This window comes from Diaphorobacter ruginosibacter (assembly GCF_040396215.1).
GTDB classification, from domain to species: Bacteria; Pseudomonadota; Gammaproteobacteria; order Burkholderiales; family Burkholderiaceae_C; genus Diaphorobacter_A; species Diaphorobacter_A ruginosibacter_A.
This window is the reverse complement of the sequence record NZ_JBEBOW010000094.1, coordinates 1-15,570: the sequence shown is the minus strand read 5'-3', so window position 1 is coordinate 15,570 and position 15,570 is coordinate 1. Positions and strand designations below refer to the sequence as shown.

The following is a 15,570-nucleotide window of genomic DNA, read 5'->3' as shown; positions in this document are numbered from 1 at the left end:
TGCCCGAGTTCATCGGTCTGACCATTGCCGTGCACAACGGCAAGCAGCACGTGCCGGTCTACGTTACCGACCAGATGGTGGGCCACAAGCTGGGCGAATTCGCCCTGACGCGCACCTTCAAGGGTCACCCAGCTGATAAAAAAGCGAAGAAGTAAGGAGTAGACCATGTCTGAAACACGTGCAGTCCTCCGCGGCGTTCGCCTGTCGGTTGACAAAGGCCGTCTGGTTGCGGATCTGATTCGCGGCAAGAAGGTTGACCAAGCTCTGAACATTCTCGAGTTCACGCAGAAAAAAGCTGCTGTGATCGTCAAGAAGGTTCTGGAGTCCGCTATCGCCAACGCTGAGCACAACGACGGCGCTGACATCGATGAATTGAAGGTCAAGACCATCTTCGTCGAGCAGGGCACGACGCTCAAGCGTTTTACCGCTCGCGCCAAGGGCCGCGGCAACCGCATCAGCAAGCCTACCTGCCACATTTATGTGACCGTGGGTAACTGAGGCCTAAAGGAAGAATATGGGACAGAAAATCCATCCTACCGGCTTCCGTCTGGCGGTGAGCCGCAACTGGGCTAGCCGCTGGTACGCAAGCAACCGTGACTTCGCCGGCATGCTGGCCGAAGACATCAAGGTTCGTGAGTACCTGAAAGAGAAGCTGAAGAACGCTGCCGTGGCACGCGTTCTGATCGAGCGTCCTGCCAAGAACGCCCGTATCACCATTTACTCGGCTCGTCCTGGTGTGGTGATCGGCAAGAAGGGTGAAGACATCGAGGCCCTGAAGAAGGAACTCGCTGCTCGCCTGGGCGTGCCCGTGGCTGTGAACATCGAAGAAGTGCGCAAGCCTGAAATCGATGCCAAGCTGATCGCCGACTCGATCACCCAGCAGCTCGAAAAGCGCATCATGTTCCGTCGCGCCATGAAGCGTGCCATGCAGAACGCCATGCGTCTGGGTGCCCAGGGCATCAAGATCATGTCGTCCGGCCGTCTGAACGGTATCGAAATCGCACGTACCGAGTGGTACCGCGAAGGCCGTGTGCCACTGCACACCCTGCGCGCCGACATCGATTACGGCACCTCCGAAGCCAAGACCACCTATGGTGTGATCGGCGTGAAGGTGTGGGTCTACAAGGGTGACACTCTGGGTCGTAACGATCTGCCAGCCGCAGAAACGCCACGTCCTGAAGAAGAGCGCCGTCCACGCGGCCCACGCCGTGACAACCGCAATGGCGATCGTCCATCGCGTGGTCCACGTCGTGCCGCTGGTGGTAATGTGGCTCCTGCAGACGGTAGCGACAAGCCTGCCGGCGCTGGTGCCGATTCCGTTAAGCGCGTTCGCAAGACTGACGCGCCCGCTACAGCAGCGGACGGTAAAGGAGAATAAAGATGCTGCAACCTGCACGCCGCAAGTTCCGTAAGGAACAAAAAGGCCGCAACACCGGTATCGCCACACGCGGCAACTCCGTTGCCTTCGGCGATTTCGGTTTGAAGTCCACGGACCGTGGCCGTCTGACGGCCCGCCAGATCGAAGCCGCTCGCCGTGCGATCTCTCGCCACGTCAAGCGCGGTGGCCGTATCTGGATCCGTGTGTTCCCCGACAAGCCAATCTCCACGAAGCCTGCCGAAGTCCGTATGGGTAACGGTAAGGGTAATCCGGAGTATTACGTGGCCGAGATCCAGCCCGGCAAGGTGCTCTACGAAATCGTGGGCGTGCCTGAAGAGCTGGCTCGTGAAGCGTTCCGCCTGGCCGCTGCCAAGCTGCCGCTGCGCACGACGTTCGTGACACGTCAAATTGGTGCTTGATCAGGAGATATGAGAAATGACTAAATCTGCTGAACTCCGCCAAAAAGACGTAGCTGGCCTCGAAGCCGAAGTGAAAGCCCTGCAAAAGGCGCACTTTGGCCTGCGCATGCAAAAGGCTACGCAACAATTGGGCAATACCACCACGCTGCGCAACACGCGCCGTGACATCGCCCGTGCGAAGACCATTCTTGCTGAAAAGCAAGCCGCCAAGTAATCAGGAGCCGACATGACGGAAGCTAAAAAATCCCTCAAGCGCACCTTGATTGGCAAGGTGGTGAGCGACAAGCGTGAGAAGACCGTGACGGTGCTCGTTGAGCGCCGCGTGAAGCACCCGATCTATGACAAGATCATGATCAAGTCGAGCAAGTACCACGCGCACGACGAAAAGGGTGAGTACAAGATGGGTGACACCATCGAAATCACGGAAAGCCGCCCGCTGTCCAAGACCAAGAACTGGGTTGCCACCCGCTTGGTGCAAAAGGCTGCAATCGTGTAAGCCTTAAAGGCTTCACCGGCTGCAAGGCCTGACGAAACGACCCACAATGTGGGTCGTTTTTGTTTTTGGGCTCGGCAGTCAGGTGTGGTGGCGTATCCGCGCGCCTCACTTTCGCTGCTGGCACCTTTCCATTCATCTCAACAGGAGCAACAAGCCATGATCAAAGTTGGTGACACCCTTCCCGCAACCACGCTGATGGAGTATTCCGAAGTCGAAGGCAATGGCTGCAGCCTCGGCCCCAACGCCGTCGATGTCCAGAAAGCCGCCGCCGGCAAGACGATTGCGCTCTTTGCCGTGCCCGGCGCATTCACGCCCACCTGCTCCGCAAAGCATGTTCCCGGCTACGTGGAAAAAGCGGCCGAACTCAAGGCTGCCGGCGTGGATGAAATCTGGTGCCTGGCCGTGAACGATGCGTTCGTGATGGGCGCATGGGCGCGTGACCAGAAGACCGACGGCAAGGTGCGCATGCTGGCGGATGGCGATGCCGCTTTCGCCAAGGCAGCGGGCCTGACGCTGGACCTGAACGGCAAGGGCCTGGGCCTTCGCAGCAACCGTTATTCCATGCTGGTCAAGGACGGCAAGGTCGTGACCCTGAATGTGGAAGGCCCGGGCAAGTTCGAGGTGAGCGACGCCGATACCCTGCTCAAGCAGGCCAGGGCCTGAAGCCCGCCCCGCATCGGCCCTTGATGGCGGATGCACAATGCCAAAGCCGCTCCACCTCACGGTGTGGCGGCTTTTTTTCTTCCCGTTGCCCCGTCTCTTGCTGCGTCCGGCAGGGCCGGTCAGTCCAGATCGACCTTGAGATAGTGGGAGCCAGCCAGCGGATTGTGGTAGTAGGGCGGGATTTCCTCGAAGCCCAGATCCGTGTACAAGGCCCTGGCGGACTCCATGCCGTCCAGCGTGTCGAGCAGCACGGACGTATAGCCGCAAAGACGGGCGGTATCCAGAATGCCTTCCACGAGTTGGCGGCCAAGCCCGAAGCCTCGGAACGCCTTGCGCACGTACAGGCGCTTCATCTCGGCGGAATTGGTGTAGTCGACCGTATCCAGCGGCCTGAGCGCGCAGCAGCCAGCGAGGTTTCCGTCCACGAAGGCCAGCAGGATCTGGCCGCGCGGCGTGGCATATTCTCCGGGCAGCGTGCTCAACTCTTCATCGAAGTCCTGGAACGAGAGGTCAATGTCCAGCGAGGCGGCATATTCACGGAAGATTTCACGCACCAGATCCATCTCGTGGAGTTGCGTGGGAGTGCTCAGGGTAATGGAGTGCGAAGGGTTGTCCACAGGCAATCAAGGGCAGGAAAGCGGCTTGCCGCGGGTGCTGCGTGTTCCGCAGACCGCAGGCAGTCGAGCCTCAGGCACATAACGGCGATGTCCCAGTGTAGTCGTACCTGCTTCATCGGCCATTTCAGAATGACCCTAAGGTGGATACCCACCAGCCTACGCCGGCGGCGCAGGCCATGAGCACCAGGGCCGCCAGACGCGTCGCCACGCTGTCCCGCGAGGCGCGGGTTTCAGGCGGCAGCTGCTTGTCGCCGGTGATCATCGGGCCCACGAGTTTCTTGCCGCGAAGCGCATAGATGGCGATGGCCAGCACGTGCAGGGCGACCAGCGCGTAGAGCAGGTACTGCCCAAGCCTGGCGTGCCACCAGGTCGCCGTGCTGACCCATTCGCCCGAGACGAACCTGGTGAGGGGGCCGGAGACGGAAATCTCGTCGTCGCTCATCAGGCCGCTCGCCACCTGCAGGCAGAGCACCGCCAGCAGGGCCAGCACCGAGAGCGCGCCCATGGGGGAGTGGCCGGCGCCGTGGTCCTCCTTGCCGCTCAGGTAGCGGGCGAATTGCGCGGGCGTGTACATGAAGCTTGCAAAGCGCGACCAGTATCCGCCGAAGACGCCCCACACCAGGCGAAACAGCAGCAAGGCCAGCACCGCGTATCCCAGGAGGAAGTGGCAGTCCATGGCGTTCATCTTGGCGCTCACCACCAGCGCGATGACACAGGCCGCCAGAATCCAGTGAAAGAGGCGTGTGGGCAGATCCCATATGCGGACGGAAGTTTTAGGCATGGCGTCTTGTCTATGATCGAGATTGAAAAGAGGCGCGATTATTGTGCGTTTCCCGCGGGATGCGTACACAATGACCGATGATAGAGGGCAAACAGGCCGATGTGGTGGTTAAAACCGAACCAATAGCTTGATCTGATCCAGTGCCCGCTATTACTTTTGCATTTACCAATTCAAAGAAAGGTTGCCCCATGAACGTCAAAGCTCTTGCCATGGTCACGGCCCTGTCGGCCGGCGCGCTGTTGTCAATGCCCGCATCTGCGCAATTTGCGAAACCCGAAGATGCCATCAAGTACCGCCAGGGCTCGCTGTTCGTGCTGGGGCAGCATTTCTCCCGCCTGGGCGGGATGGCTCAGGGCAAGATTCCCTTCGATGCCAAGGCCGCGCAGGAAAATGCCGACGTCGTGGCCTACATGGCGAAGCTGCCATGGGCGGGCTTTGGTCCGGGCACCGAAAAGGGCGCGCCGAACAAGTCCAAGCCGGACATCTGGCTCGAGCCCGAGAAGTTCAAGGAGCATGCGGACAAGTTCGAAGCCGAGTCCGCCAAGCTTGCCGCCGCCGCCAAGACCGGCACGCTGGAGGCGCTGAAAGCCGCTTTTGGCCCCACCGCCAATACCTGCAAGTCCTGCCACGACGCGTATCGCAGCAAGTAAGCATGCGTTTTTGCTGAACGCCTGAGGAAAAAGCAAGAGGCCGGCTCCCGCGCGGGAAGCCGGCCTCTGTCGTTTTGGGGGCGGGCGGCGTCAGGCCTCGGCGAGCAGCTTCTCGATCAGCTTGTGCAGCTCGGCAAAGTCGGGGGCGCCGACGAAGGATTTGACGATCTTGCCCTGCTTGTCCACGATGAAGGTGGAGGGCGTGAGCTGCACGTCGCCCCAGGCCTTGGCATTGGCGCCCGTATTGTCGATCGCCACCTGGAAGGGCAGCTTGCGGGATTCGGCGAAGTTCACCACGTAGGCGGGCGGGTCATAGCTCATGGCCACGGCGAGCGTGTCGAAGCCCTTGGATTTGTACTTTTCATGCGTGGCGATGATCTCGGGCATCTCCGCCACGCAGGTCGTGCAACTGGTGGCCCAGAAATTGACCAGCGTGACCTTGCCCTTCATCTGCTCGGTCGTCCTGGTGCTGCCATCGAGCAGAACGAATGTGGACTGCGGTGCGGGCGACGTGCCGGTCCCGAGAAATACCCAGGCGCCCACGCCGACAAATGCCACGACCATGGCGGTGGCGAGCCACTTCTTCAAATTCATGTCAAGCTTCCTGCTGATTCGCCATTGTGCCGCAGGCGGCGGATGGCTTCCAGATCGATTCTCCTGTCCGCAAAAAGTTTCTCCTTATATACGGTCTTCCTTCTGTTTTCGATGCTCCTCGGATAATGGGCGGATGGAGATCAACAGCATGTCCGGGCGGCTCAGCCTGCTTCACCGGGTGGCGCAGGCTGCCGCTGCCGCCATGGTCGCCGCCGCGCTGGTGGGCTGCAGTCCCGCCTACGACTGGCGCAGCGTGCCGGTGGAAAAGGCCCGCCTGTCCGTGTCGCTGCCCTGCAAGCCCGATGCGGGCCAGCGCAGCGTGGAGATGGGGGCGGACAGGGTCGATATCGCCATGGTGGGCTGCGCGGCGCGTGGCAGCCTGTTCGCGCTGTCCTACATGACGCTGAAGGACCCCTCGCAAGTGGCGTCCACGTTGACGCTCTGGCATGACGCGGTGCGAAGGCAACTGCAACTGCCCGCGGTGGAGCCCGGCAAGGGGCCCGCCGAGCAGCCTTTCCTGCGCAAGGGCGCGCTCGACGTACCGCAGTCGATCCGCATGAAGGAAGAGGCCGTCGGGCCGGACGGCCGCAGGCTGTGGGTGGATGCGGTCTGGTTTGCCAGGATCGATGGGACGTCCGTGCAACTGGTGCATGCCGTGATGTATGCGCCCACGCGCGACGACCGGACCGCCGACAGTTTCCTCGGGTCCATCGCCTTGCAGTGAGGGCGGACGGCCCGCACGGTGAAATCAAGGATGGCGCAGGCCATCCGCGCGCCTCATCCGCTGCCCGGCGGGGAGAAGCCATAATGAGGACCTGATTCCTCAAGTCCATGAATACGCATATCCTCATCATCGCCCACGCACCGCTGGCCCACGCGCTGCGCGAGTGCGCGCTGCATGTGTTTCCCGAATGCGCCGAGGAGGTGCTCGCGCTTGACGTGCCTCCCGACGAGCCGCCCGAGGAAACCCAGGCCGCGGCCCAGGCGCTGCTCGAGCGGCAGCCGGGGCAGGTGCTGATGCTCACCGACGTATTCGGCGCCACGCCTTGCAACGTGGCGCAGCGTATCGCCACGGACGGCGCGCGCACCCGGCTGCTGTGCGGGGTGAATCTGCCGATGCTGCTGCGGGCCGTGTGCTATCGCGGCGAGGAACTGGAATCGCTGCTGTCGCGCGCATTGGTGGGCGGCACGCAGGGCGTGATGCAGGTTGCGCCAACGGCACCCCAAAATCAGATTCGAATGGCCCGTTCCTCTCATGATCAAGAAAAAAATCATCATCAGTAACAAGCTGGGCCTGCATGCGCGCGCGTCCGCAAAGTTGACCAAACTCGCGGGCGGCTGCCCTTGCGACGTGTGGATCACGCGCGGCGAGCGCCGCGTGAACGCCAAGAGCATCATGGGCGTCATGATGCTGGCGGCAGGCATAGGCACCGAGATCGAACTGGAGACCGATGGCGAGCAGGAAGAGCAGGCGATGAATGCGCTGGTGGCCCTGATCGATGACAAATTCGGTGAAGGAGAGTGACGGTCCGCACACGCGCGGATACGCCATTCAGTTGAAAAGATGCCGCATGGGCTTGGCATGAGCGCAGGGGCAGGAAATGGAGGCTAGACGACCATGACGTTCGCAATACATGGATTGGCCGTGGCTCCTGGAATCGCCATCGGGCGGGCCGTCATCGCGGCCTCGAGCCGGATGGAGGTGGTGCACTATTTCATCGAGGCGGATCAGATCGATGATGAGATCCGGCGTTTTCGCAGCGGGCGCGACGTGGTGGCCGAGGAGCTGCGCCGCATGCAGGAGGACTTGCCGGCGGACGCGCCGCACGAGCTGGATGCGCTGCTCGACGTGCACCTCATGCTGCTGCAGGACGAGGTGCTGGAAAACGGCGTCAGGCGCTGGATTTCGGAGCGCCTGTACAACGCCGAATGGGCGCTCACCACGCAGCTTGAACTCATCACGAGGCAATTCGACGAGATGGAGGACGAGTACCTGCGCGAGCGCAAGGCCGATCTGGAGCAGGTGGTCGAGCGCGTGATCCGCTACATGCGCGGCGTGGCCAGTCCGGTGGCTCCCCCAGCCAGCCCCAGACGCGCGCAGGACACGCTGCCGGGCCTGGGCGAGGAGTTCACCGAAGACCCGCTGGTGCTGATCGCGAACGATCTGTCGCCCGCCGACATGCTGCAGTTCAAGAGCAGCGTGTTCGCCGGCTTCGTGACGGACGTGGGCGGCAAGACCTCGCATACGGCCATCGTCGCGCGCAGCATGGACATTCCGGCCGTCGTCGGAGCCCGCAGCGCCAGCCAGCTGGTGCGCCAGGATGACTGGGTGGTGATCGACGGCGATGCCGGCGTCGTCATCGTCAACCCTTCGCCGATCATCCTGGAGGAATACGGCTTTCGCCGCCGCCAGGTCACGCTGGAGCGCGAGCGGCTGTCCCGCCTGCGCCACACGCCCGCGGTGACGCTGGACGGCCAGCCGGTCGATCTCATGGCCAACATCGAGCGGCCCGCCGATTGCGATGGCGCCGTGCAGGCGGGCGCGGTGGGCGTGGGATTGTTCCGCACGGAATTCCTTTTCATGGGACGCGCGGGCAAGCTGCCGGACGAGGACGAGCAATATGCCGTCTATCGCGAGGTGCTCGAGCGCATGAACGGCTTGCCGGTGACGCTGCGCACGATCGACATCGGCGCCGACAAGCCGCTGGACAAGGCGCACCGTGACGGCAGTTCGCTCAATCCGGCGCTGGGCCTGCGCGCCATTCGCTGGAGCCTTGCGGACACGGCCATGTTCCGCACGCAATTGCGCGCCGTGCTGCGCGCGGCGGTGCACGGCAGGGTGAACCTGCTGTTTCCCATGCTCTCGAGCGTGGGGGAAATCCGGCAGACGCTCGCGCAGCTGGATCTGGCGCGCTCGGAGCTCGAAGCGCGCGGCGTGCCCTGCGGAGCGCTGCGCGTGGGCGCGATGATCGAGGTGCCCGCCGCGGCACTGATGATCCGCAGCTTCCTCAAGCATTTCGATTTCGTCTCCATCGGCACCAACGATCTGGTGCAGTACACGCTCGCCATCGACCGCGCGGACGAAGCGGTGGCGCATCTTTTCGATCCGATGCACCCGGCGGTGCTGCGCCTGGTGGCCGACGTGATCCACGCCGCCAATGAGGCCGGCAAGGAAGTCTGCGTATGCGGCGAGATGGGCGGCGATGTGACGATGACGCGGCTGCTGCTCGGCTTCGGCCTTCGCAGCTTCTCGATGCATCCGGCGCAGATTCTCGCGGTCAAGCAGGAGATCCTGCGCTCCGATACGCGCAAGCTCTCTGAATGGTCCGGGCAGATCCTTGATCTGGACGAACCGCAGATATCCACGGCCTCGGCCTAGGCGCCGGCGCAGGCGCCCGGCCGAGGCTTTTATCTCAGGCGAGCGCTTCGGCGGGGCCGAAGAATTCGTAGTGCACCTGATCGTCCGGCAGGCCCAGCTGCTTGAGTGACTGCTTCACGGAGCGCATGAATCCGCGTGGGCCGAGGAAGTACACATCGGCGTCGCGCGACTCGGGCAGCCATGCGCCCAGTTGCTCGGACGTGAGCAGGCCTTGCGCGTCCACATCGTCACCAGGTGCGGCGTGGTCGTAGCAATAGCGGCGCGTGAGCTGCGGATGCTTTTGCGCGAGCGCGTCGATCTGGTCGCGGAATGCATGCACGCTGCGTTCGCGCGCGCAGTGGATGAAGGTGACCGGACGTTCACCCTGCAGCGCCGCGGCCAGCATGGGCAGCGTGGGCGTGATGCCCACGCCGCCGCTGATCAGCACGAGCGGCCTGTCGCCTTCCTTGAGCGTGAAATTGCCGGCGGGCGGGAAGACCTTCAGCGTATCGCCTTCGCGCACATTGTCATGCAGATGGTTCGACGCCTTGCCGCCGGGCTCGCGCTTGACGCTGATGCGCAGGTGCTGGCCGTTGCTGGGCGCGGAGATTGAATAGTTGCGGCGCTGTTCCTGCCCGTCGATGAGCAGGCGCAGGCCGATGTACTGGCCGGGCTCGTGCGCCATGACCTTGCCGCCATCCGCGGGAACGAGGTGGAACGAGGTGATCTCGCTGCTTTCCTGCACCTTCTTTTGCACGATGAACGCGCGCTCGCCGCGCCAGCCGCCTTCGATGGCGGCGTTGCGGTCATAGGCCTGGGCCTCGGCGCCGATCAGGATGTCGGCCAGCTGCTGGTATGCCGCGCCCCAGGCGGCCAGCACCTCGTCGGTGGCGATGTCGGCGCCCAGCACTTCGCGGATCGCGCGCAGCAGGCAGCCGCCGACGATGGGGTAGTGCTCGGGCTGCACCTGCAGCGCCACGTGCTTGTTGATGATCTGCGCCGGCAGGTTGCCCAGCGCCTCCAGGCGGTCGATGTTCTTGGCGTACATGAGCACGCTGTGCGCCAGCGCGCGCGGCTGGGCTCCGCTTTGCTGGTGGGCGGAATTGAACAGCGGGCGCACCTCGGGGTGCTCGCCGAGCATGATCTTGTAGAAATGCGAGGTCAGCGCCTCGCCGCCGGTCTCGAGCAGGGGAACGGTGGAACGGACAATGGCTTTTTGTTGCTCGGTCAGCATCGGGGAGAACTCCTTGTATGCGGGATGCGTTGGGAATGAACTGCGTTCTCAATGGCAAATCACGTGCCAGCGCCAAAACCGTTGAGCGACAAAGGTTTGCAAAAACATGCGTCAATATGACATTTATCAAATCGCGTCGTTTTGACTGCGATAGGAGTCGGATTGACTATTTCTGCCACCTTGCACGCACTCATTCCCCTGGTCGCCGATCTGGCGCTGGAGCTTCCCGAACGCGAACGCCTGCGCCGCCTGCTGGCGGCATTGCGCACGGTGCTTCCGGCGGACGCCGTGGCGCTGCTGCGGCTGGAGGACGGCGAATGGCTGCGGCCGCTCGCGATTGATGGGCTGGTTCCCGATGCGCTGGGGCGGCGTTTTCGCATCGCGGAGCATCCGCGTTTCGCGCAGTTGATGGCCGCGGGCCAGGCCATGCGCTTCGCACCCGACAGCGGTCTGCCCGATCCCTATGACGGGCTCATCGCTCCATCGAGCGGGCCCTTGCACGTGCATGACTGCATGGGCTGCGTGCTGCAGGTCGGCGGCGCGGCCTGGGGCCTGCTCACGCTGGATGCGCTGGACGAGGGGCGCCTGTCCGATCCGCATTCGCTGGCGGTGCTGCAGGCTTTCAGCAATCTTGCCTCGGCCACCGTGAGCACGGCCGAGCGGGTGAGCCAACTGGCGCGGTCCGCGGCCTTCGCGGGCGTGCAGCGTTCACCGATGCATGAGGAATCCGCGCCGCGCAGCCTGATCGGGCAAAGCCCGGTCATGCAGAAGCTGAAGGCCGATATCGCGCTGGTGGCCGAGAGCGACTTGACGGTGTTGATCGCCGGCGAGACCGGCGTGGGCAAGGAGCTGGTCGCGCAGGCTGTGCACGCGCGTTCGGCCCGCGCGAGCCGGCCGCTGGTCAGCATCAATTGCGCCGCGCTTCCGGACAGCCTGGTGGAGAGCGAACTCTTTGGCCACGTGCGCGGAGCGTTCACGGGGGCGCTGTCGGAGCGGCGCGGCAAGTTCGAGCAGGCGCACGGCGGCACGTTGTTTCTGGATGAGGTGGGCGAGCTTTCGCTGTCGGTGCAGGCCAAGCTGCTGCGCGTGCTGCAAAGTGGGCAACTGCAGCGCCTGGGCTCGGACCGTGAGCATCATGTGGACGTGCGCATCATCGCGGCCACCAACCGCGATCTTGCCGCAGAAGTGGCGGCCGGCCGGATCCGCGCGGACTTCTATCACCGCCTGAGCGTGTACCCGCTGCATGTGCCCGCGCTGCGCGAACGCGACAGCGACGTGCTGCAGATCGCGGGGTACTTCCTGGAAGAGAACCGCTCGCGTCTGGGCCTGGGCGGGCTGAGGCTCGATGCCGACGCGCAGGCGGCGCTGCTCACGCATGGCTGGCCCGGGAATGTGCGCGAACTGGAGCATCTGGTGAGCCGAGCGGTGCTCAAGGCCCTGAGCCGCGCGCCGGGCGGCGGCGGTTCAAGGCATGCGCATCGGCCGCGCATCCTGACGCTGGGCGTGCATGACCTGTGGGCGGAACTGCCGGCGCGGCCCGAGCTGGCGCCGTTTCGCGCATTGCCTGCCTTGTCGCCCCGGAGCTTGCACGGGGAGGAGCAGCGTGGCCTGCGCATCGCGGTCGAGAACTATGAGCGCCACCTGATCTCCCAGAGTCTTGCGCGCAATGATGAAAGCTGGGCCGCGGCAGCGCGCGAGCTGCAGGTGGACCGGGCGAATCTGCAGCGCCTGGCGAGACGTCTTGGGGTGCAGGCGGGCATGAAAAAGCCGCGCTGACGGGCGCGGCTTTCGGGATGGAAGGCCCGGCGGGCCCGGCCATCAGACGCCGGCGGCGTGCGCCTGCTGATCGGCGTGATAGCTGGATCGGACCATGGCGCCCACGGCGGCGTGCGAGAAGCCCATCTTGTAGGCTTCCTGCTCGAACATCTTGAACGTGTCGGGGTGCACGTAGCGGCGCACCGGCAGGTGGCTGTTGGATGGCGCGAGATACTGGCCGATGGTGAGCATGTCGATGTCGTGCTCGCGCATGTCGCGCATCACCTGCAGGATTTCCTCGTCGGTTTCGCCAAGGCCCACCATGATGCCGCTCTTGGTCGGCACGCTGGGATGCAGCGCCTTGAACTTCTTGAGCAGGTTCAGCGAGAACTGGTAGTCCGAACCCGGGCGAGCTTCCTTGTACAGGCGCGGCGCGGTTTCGAGATTGTGGTTCATCACGTCGGGCGGCGCGGCCTTGAGGATTTCTAGCGCGCGGTCATCGCGGCCCCGGAAATCGGGGACGAGGATCTCGATCTGCGTGTGGGGGGACAGCTCGCGGATGTTCTTGATGCATTCGACGAAGTGGCCCGAGCCGCCGTCGCGCAGGTCGTCGCGGTCCACGCTGGTGATCACCACGTACTTCAGGCGCAGCGCGGCAATGGTGCGTGCCAGGTTCAGCGGCTCGTTCACATCCAGCGGGTCGGGGCGGCCATGGCCCACGTCGCAGAACGGGCAGCGGCGCGTGCACTTGTCGCCCATGATCATGAACGTGGCCGTGCCCTTGCCGAAGCATTCGCCGATGTTGGGGCAAGAGGCTTCCTCGCAGACGGTGTGCAGCTTGTTCTCGCGCAGGATGTCCTTGATTTCATAGAAGCGCGTCGTGGGGCTGCCTGCCTTCACGCGGATCCAATCGGGCTTCTTGAGGACTTCGCCCTGTTCGACCTTGATCGGGATGCGCGCGAGCTTGGCGGCGGCTTTTTGCTTGGCCAGCGGGTTGTAGGCTTGCGCCGGTTGTGCTTCGCGCACGACTTCGGGAGTGCTCATATCTGCTCGACTCTTTCAGGGGGCGAGGCGGCGTTGGAGTTGCTCGGTCAGAACTTCGGCGGCCTCGTCACTGGTGACATTGACGCCCATTGTAGAAAGATCGACCGTCCTCAGCCCCGCATAGCCACATGGGTTGATTCGGGTATAGGGTTCCAGATCCATGTTCACGTTGAGCGCCACGCCGTGGTAGGTGCAGTGCTGCGAGACCTTGATGCCCAGTGCCGCAATTTTCCCCAGTCCCGTGAAATCCAGCGCATCGTCCCGGGCAAGACCCTTTTGCGGACGCTGGGCGAGCATGGCGTTGCTGCCCGGGTCATCCAGCCGCACATACACGCCGGGCGCATGCGCGACGCGGTGGCCGACCACGCCGAGATGCGCCAGCGTGCGGATCACGGCTTCTTCCAGCCGGTAGACGTATTCCTTGACGAAGTAGCCGCGGCGGCGCAGATCGATCAGCGGATAGGCGACGACCTGGCCCGGGCCGTGGTACGTTACCTGGCCGCCGCGGTTGGTCTGCACGATGGGAATGCCGCCGGGCGCGAGCAGGTGATCGGTCTTGCCTGCAATGCCCTGCGTGAACACGGCCTCGTGCTCGCACAGCCACAGCTCGTCCGGGCTTTCGGTGGTGCGCTCCTCGGTGAAGCGCTGCATGGAAAGGGCGGTGTCGATGTACTCGACCCGCCCGAGTCGGCGAACCAGCATGGCCATCGCGCGCCTCAGAGCACGACCTTGACCATGGGGTGCGAGGTGAGCGCGCGATAGATGTTGTCCAGCTGCTCGCGGCTGGTGGCGTTGATGGTGATGGTCACGCCCAGGTACTTGCCGCCCTTGCTGTTGCGCAGCTCGATGGTGCTCGCGTCGAAGGTGGGGTCGAAGCGCTCGGCCACCGTCGTGACGGCGTGCACGAAACCCTCCACGTCGTCGCCCATGACCTTGATGGGGAACTTCGAGGGGTATTCGATCAGGGATTCCTTGCGTGGATCAGGGGTTTGTGTGGTGGTTTGTGTCGTCATGGTGTGTACTCGCACGGGGTGTCACCATGATGTAAGGGCGACATGCACAATCTCAAGCCTCCGCCCGCGCGGGCCTTGGCTACACTCTCTTACTTCAGGGAGCGCCCGGGTGCAAGCCGCGTGGCGACACGCCGTTGGTTGAGAACTACATTCGGCGGGGCTGGGCGCCGTGAATGTAATAAACACAGGGGGCTCTGGAGATAGATACGGGTTTCTATTTATAATCAAGAGCTTTGTAGAAAGTTTTGGTCTGTTACGCGGACGTCAGCCAAGGATCACAACGACATGACGCGCGTTCCTGAAATCGAAACTGAGGATGAGGATTCCGATTTCAAGCCCCTGTCTGCGCAGGAAGCGCAGGAGTGGCGCCGCCGCCATCCGATGCTGTCCATATGGTGGATCGTTTTGGCGCAGGTGCTGGTGGGGTTGATGGCCGTGCTGGTGGCATGGCTGGTGTCTTCAAGGGTACAGGTGGTGTTCTCGGTGGCATACGGGGTGTTGGCAGTCGTGCTGCCTTCGCTGGTGTTTGCACGAGGCCTGGCTCGCCGAAGCGGCTCCGCAGGAGGGGCCATGGCGGGCCTCTTCGGCTGGGAACTGGTCAAGATTTTGTTGACGGTGGCCATGCTGGCGGCTGCACCCCGGGTCGTTCCGGGAGTGAGTTGGCTGGCTTTGCTGGCAGGCATGGTTGTCACTATGAAGGCGTACTGGGTTGCCCTGTTGTGGCGGCCGGGTACACGAAACTGATTGATTAATTGAGAGAAGAGTTGTCCGATGGCCGCAGACGCGCACGCACCAACAGCAAGTGAATACATCGTTCACCACTTGCAGCATCTTCAAAACATCAAGCAGAAGTCCATCATCGACTTCTCGGTGGTGAATCTGGATTCCATTGCGATCAGTGTGATCCTGGGAGCGGTGTTTTTGTTCCTCTTCTGGCTTGCCGCGCGCAAGGCGACCTCCGGCGTGCCCGGTCGTTTCCAGGCGGCGGTGGAGATGCTGGTCGAAATGGTGGACAACCAGGCCAAGGCCAACATCCACAATGCCCAGTCGCGCAAGTTCATCGCTCCGCTGGCTCTGACCGTGTTCGTCTGGATCTTCCTGATGAACGCGATGGACCTGCTGCCCGTTGATCTGCTGCCCCTGCTGTGGCAAGGCGCGACAGGCGACTCTCACGCCTATCTGCGCGTCGTTCCGACCGCCGACCTCTCCACGACCCTGGGCCTGTCCAGCGCCGTGCTGATCCTGTGCTTCATCTACAGCATCAAGATCAAGGGCATGGGCGGCTGGGCTCACGAATTGGTGACCGCGCCTTTCGGTACCAGCAAGAATCCTGTCTTCGCCCTGATTCTGGGCGTTGTGAATCTGCTCATGCAGATCATTGAATACGTTGCCAAGACCGTGTCGCATGGCATGCGACTGTTCGGCAACATGTACGCTGGTGAGTTGGTGTTCATGCTGATTGCCCTGATGGGTGGCGCAGCCGCTATGTCGCTCTCTGGTGTGTTGCTCCCCGTGGGGCACATCATTGCAGGCTCTATCTGGGCGATCTTCCACATTCTGATCATCAC

General features: G+C 63.1%; 22 protein-coding genes. 15 read left to right on the top strand and 7 right to left on the bottom strand.

Translation table 11 applies throughout. The annotated features are described in order from the left end of the window. The 7 genes from ABWP92_RS12120 to ABWP92_RS12090 all read left to right on the top strand — a co-directional run. Window positions 1-155: ribosomal protein S19 family protein (locus tag ABWP92_RS12120; RefSeq protein ID WP_353235639.1), on the top strand; the 155-nt coding region annotated here is incomplete at its 5' end. Between the two features lie 10 nt (window positions 156-165). Further along, window positions 166-498: a 50S ribosomal protein L22 gene (gene rplV, locus ABWP92_RS12115; protein ID WP_021025597.1), complete on the top strand. Its 333-nt coding sequence runs from the start codon at window positions 166-168 to the stop codon at window positions 496-498. Window positions 499-514: 16 nt separating this feature from the next. Continuing rightward, window positions 515-1,378, top strand: coding sequence for a 30S ribosomal protein S3 (rpsC, locus tag ABWP92_RS12110; protein WP_353235638.1), 864 nt, complete (start codon window positions 515-517; stop codon window positions 1,376-1,378). Window positions 1,379-1,380: 2 nt separating this feature from the next. Next, entirely contained in the window at window positions 1,381-1,797 is a 417-nt protein-coding gene (gene rplP, locus ABWP92_RS12105) for a 50S ribosomal protein L16 (RefSeq protein ID WP_353235637.1), read from the top strand. Window positions 1,798-1,813: 16 nt separating this feature from the next. Continuing rightward, window positions 1,814-2,011 (top strand): 50S ribosomal protein L29, encoded by a 198-nt coding sequence (gene rpmC, locus ABWP92_RS12100; protein WP_353235636.1) that lies wholly within the window; start codon window positions 1,814-1,816, stop codon window positions 2,009-2,011. A gap of 12 nt (window positions 2,012-2,023) precedes the next feature. Further along, window positions 2,024-2,293: a 30S ribosomal protein S17 gene (gene rpsQ / locus ABWP92_RS12095; protein ID WP_353235635.1), complete on the top strand. Its 270-nt coding sequence runs from the start codon at window positions 2,024-2,026 to the stop codon at window positions 2,291-2,293. A 156-nt stretch (window positions 2,294-2,449) separates the two neighbouring features. Continuing rightward, window positions 2,450-2,956, top strand: a complete 507-nt coding sequence (locus tag ABWP92_RS12090) for a peroxiredoxin (protein WP_353235634.1) — start codon at window positions 2,450-2,452, stop codon at window positions 2,954-2,956. A gap of 119 nt (window positions 2,957-3,075) precedes the next feature. Here the strand turns inward: ABWP92_RS12090 and ABWP92_RS12085 are convergent, their stop codons facing one another. Further along, window positions 3,076-3,519, bottom strand: a complete 444-nt coding sequence (locus tag ABWP92_RS12085; RefSeq protein WP_502907517.1) for a GNAT family N-acetyltransferase — start codon at window positions 3,517-3,519, stop codon at window positions 3,076-3,078. 178 nt (window positions 3,520-3,697) lie between these two features. Beyond that, window positions 3,698-4,354: a cytochrome b/b6 domain-containing protein gene (locus ABWP92_RS12080; protein ID WP_353235632.1), complete on the bottom strand. Its 657-nt coding sequence runs from the start codon at window positions 4,352-4,354 to the stop codon at window positions 3,698-3,700. A 188-nt stretch (window positions 4,355-4,542) separates the two neighbouring features. Here ABWP92_RS12080 and ABWP92_RS12075 point away from each other — a divergent pair, with 188 nt between their 5' ends. Then, window positions 4,543-5,004, top strand: coding sequence for a c-type cytochrome (locus ABWP92_RS12075; RefSeq protein ID WP_353235631.1), 462 nt, complete (start codon window positions 4,543-4,545; stop codon window positions 5,002-5,004). 90 nt (window positions 5,005-5,094) lie between these two features. Here ABWP92_RS12075 and ABWP92_RS12070 read toward each other — a convergent pair whose 3' ends face one another. Further along, window positions 5,095-5,598: a peroxiredoxin family protein gene (locus ABWP92_RS12070; RefSeq protein ID WP_353235630.1), complete on the bottom strand. Its 504-nt coding sequence runs from the start codon at window positions 5,596-5,598 to the stop codon at window positions 5,095-5,097. Window positions 5,599-5,731: 133 nt separating this feature from the next. On the opposite strand from ABWP92_RS12070, the gene ABWP92_RS12065 reads away from it, so the two are divergent. The 4 genes from ABWP92_RS12065 (at window position 5,732) to ptsP (ending at window position 8,977) form a co-directional block, all read left to right on the top strand. Next, window positions 5,732-6,322, top strand: a complete 591-nt coding sequence (locus ABWP92_RS12065) for a hypothetical protein (RefSeq protein ID WP_353235629.1) — start codon at window positions 5,732-5,734, stop codon at window positions 6,320-6,322. Window positions 6,323-6,429: 107 nt separating this feature from the next. Further along, a complete protein-coding gene (locus tag ABWP92_RS12060; protein ID WP_353235628.1) occupies window positions 6,430-6,882 on the top strand; it encodes a PTS sugar transporter subunit IIA in 453 nt (150 codons plus the stop codon). Beyond that, window positions 6,854-7,123, top strand: a complete 270-nt coding sequence (locus ABWP92_RS12055; protein WP_353235627.1) for an HPr family phosphocarrier protein — start codon at window positions 6,854-6,856, stop codon at window positions 7,121-7,123. The genes ABWP92_RS12060 and ABWP92_RS12055 overlap by 29 nt, the downstream gene beginning before the upstream one ends. A 93-nt stretch (window positions 7,124-7,216) precedes the next feature. Next, window positions 7,217-8,977: a phosphoenolpyruvate--protein phosphotransferase gene (gene ptsP / locus ABWP92_RS12050; RefSeq protein WP_353235626.1), complete on the top strand. Its 1,761-nt coding sequence runs from the start codon at window positions 7,217-7,219 to the stop codon at window positions 8,975-8,977. Between the two features lie 34 nt (window positions 8,978-9,011). Here the strand turns inward: ptsP and hmpA are convergent, their stop codons facing one another. Continuing rightward, a complete protein-coding gene (gene hmpA / locus ABWP92_RS12045) occupies window positions 9,012-10,190 on the bottom strand; it encodes an NO-inducible flavohemoprotein (RefSeq protein WP_353235625.1) in 1,179 nt (392 codons plus the stop codon). A 162-nt stretch (window positions 10,191-10,352) separates the two neighbouring features. Here hmpA and norR point away from each other — a divergent pair, with 162 nt between their 5' ends. Then, window positions 10,353-11,966: a nitric oxide reductase transcriptional regulator NorR gene (norR, locus tag ABWP92_RS12040; protein ID WP_353235624.1), complete on the top strand. Its 1,614-nt coding sequence runs from the start codon at window positions 10,353-10,355 to the stop codon at window positions 11,964-11,966. 42 nt (window positions 11,967-12,008) lie between these two features. Here norR and lipA read toward each other — a convergent pair whose 3' ends face one another. The 3 genes from lipA to ABWP92_RS12025 are packed head-to-tail and all read right to left on the bottom strand — an operon-like array spanning window position 12,009 to window position 14,002. Beyond that, the gene (gene lipA / locus ABWP92_RS12035) at window positions 12,009-12,989 is read right to left on the bottom strand and encodes a lipoyl synthase (RefSeq protein ID WP_353235623.1); all 981 of its coding nucleotides are present in this window, start codon (window positions 12,987-12,989) and stop codon (window positions 12,009-12,011) included. Between the two features lie 15 nt (window positions 12,990-13,004). Then, window positions 13,005-13,691, bottom strand: coding sequence for a lipoyl(octanoyl) transferase LipB (gene lipB, locus ABWP92_RS12030; protein WP_353235622.1), 687 nt, complete (start codon window positions 13,689-13,691; stop codon window positions 13,005-13,007). A gap of 14 nt (window positions 13,692-13,705) precedes the next feature. Further along, window positions 13,706-14,002: an HP0495 family protein gene (locus tag ABWP92_RS12025; RefSeq protein ID WP_353235621.1), complete on the bottom strand. Its 297-nt coding sequence runs from the start codon at window positions 14,000-14,002 to the stop codon at window positions 13,706-13,708. A 285-nt stretch (window positions 14,003-14,287) separates the two neighbouring features. Here ABWP92_RS12025 and ABWP92_RS12020 point away from each other — a divergent pair, with 285 nt between their 5' ends. Together ABWP92_RS12020 and atpB are read left to right on the top strand one after the other, a co-directional pair. Beyond that, window positions 14,288-14,746, top strand: a complete 459-nt coding sequence (locus ABWP92_RS12020; protein ID WP_353235620.1) for an ATP synthase subunit I — start codon at window positions 14,288-14,290, stop codon at window positions 14,744-14,746. A gap of 27 nt (window positions 14,747-14,773) precedes the next feature. Further along, the coding region (gene atpB / locus ABWP92_RS12015) for a F0F1 ATP synthase subunit A (protein ID WP_353235619.1) at window positions 14,774-15,570 on the top strand (797 nt) is incomplete at its 3' end.

Excerpts from the sequence above, each read along its gene's own strand:
- rpsC (WP_353235638.1), top strand. The coding sequence starts at position 515 with ATGGGACAGAAAATCCATCCTACCGGCTTCCGTCTGGCGGTGAGCCGC.
- ABWP92_RS12055 (WP_353235627.1), top strand. The coding sequence starts at position 6,854 with ATGATCAAGAAAAAAATCATCATCAGTAACAAGCTGGGCCTGCATGCG.
- ABWP92_RS12070 (WP_353235630.1), bottom strand. The coding sequence starts at position 5,598 with ATGAATTTGAAGAAGTGGCTCGCCACCGCCATGGTCGTGGCATTTGTC.
- ABWP92_RS12020 (WP_353235620.1), top strand. The coding sequence starts at position 14,288 with ATGACGCGCGTTCCTGAAATCGAAACTGAGGATGAGGATTCCGATTTC.
- ABWP92_RS12090 (WP_353235634.1), top strand. The coding sequence starts at position 2,450 with ATGATCAAAGTTGGTGACACCCTTCCCGCAACCACGCTGATGGAGTAT.
- ptsP (WP_353235626.1), top strand. The coding sequence starts at position 7,217 with ATGACGTTCGCAATACATGGATTGGCCGTGGCTCCTGGAATCGCCATC.
- ABWP92_RS12075 (WP_353235631.1), top strand. The coding sequence starts at position 4,543 with ATGAACGTCAAAGCTCTTGCCATGGTCACGGCCCTGTCGGCCGGCGCG.
- rpmC (WP_353235636.1), top strand. The coding sequence starts at position 1,814 with ATGACTAAATCTGCTGAACTCCGCCAAAAAGACGTAGCTGGCCTCGAA.
- ABWP92_RS12065 (WP_353235629.1), top strand. The coding sequence starts at position 5,732 with ATGGAGATCAACAGCATGTCCGGGCGGCTCAGCCTGCTTCACCGGGTG.
- ABWP92_RS12060 (WP_353235628.1), top strand. The coding sequence starts at position 6,430 with ATGAATACGCATATCCTCATCATCGCCCACGCACCGCTGGCCCACGCG.
- ABWP92_RS12025 (WP_353235621.1), bottom strand. The coding sequence starts at position 14,002 with ATGACGACACAAACCACCACACAAACCCCTGATCCACGCAAGGAATCC.
- lipA (WP_353235623.1), bottom strand. The coding sequence starts at position 12,989 with ATGAGCACTCCCGAAGTCGTGCGCGAAGCACAACCGGCGCAAGCCTAC.
- rplV (WP_021025597.1), top strand. The coding sequence starts at position 166 with ATGTCTGAAACACGTGCAGTCCTCCGCGGCGTTCGCCTGTCGGTTGAC.
- hmpA (WP_353235625.1), bottom strand. The coding sequence starts at position 10,190 with ATGCTGACCGAGCAACAAAAAGCCATTGTCCGTTCCACCGTTCCCCTG.
- rpsQ (WP_353235635.1), top strand. The coding sequence starts at position 2,024 with ATGACGGAAGCTAAAAAATCCCTCAAGCGCACCTTGATTGGCAAGGTG.
- ABWP92_RS12080 (WP_353235632.1), bottom strand. The coding sequence starts at position 4,354 with ATGCCTAAAACTTCCGTCCGCATATGGGATCTGCCCACACGCCTCTTT.
- lipB (WP_353235622.1), bottom strand. The coding sequence starts at position 13,691 with ATGCTGGTTCGCCGACTCGGGCGGGTCGAGTACATCGACACCGCCCTT.
- ABWP92_RS12085 (WP_502907517.1), bottom strand. The coding sequence starts at position 3,519 with ATGGATCTGGTGCGTGAAATCTTCCGTGAATATGCCGCCTCGCTGGAC.
- rplP (WP_353235637.1), top strand. The coding sequence starts at position 1,381 with ATGCTGCAACCTGCACGCCGCAAGTTCCGTAAGGAACAAAAAGGCCGC.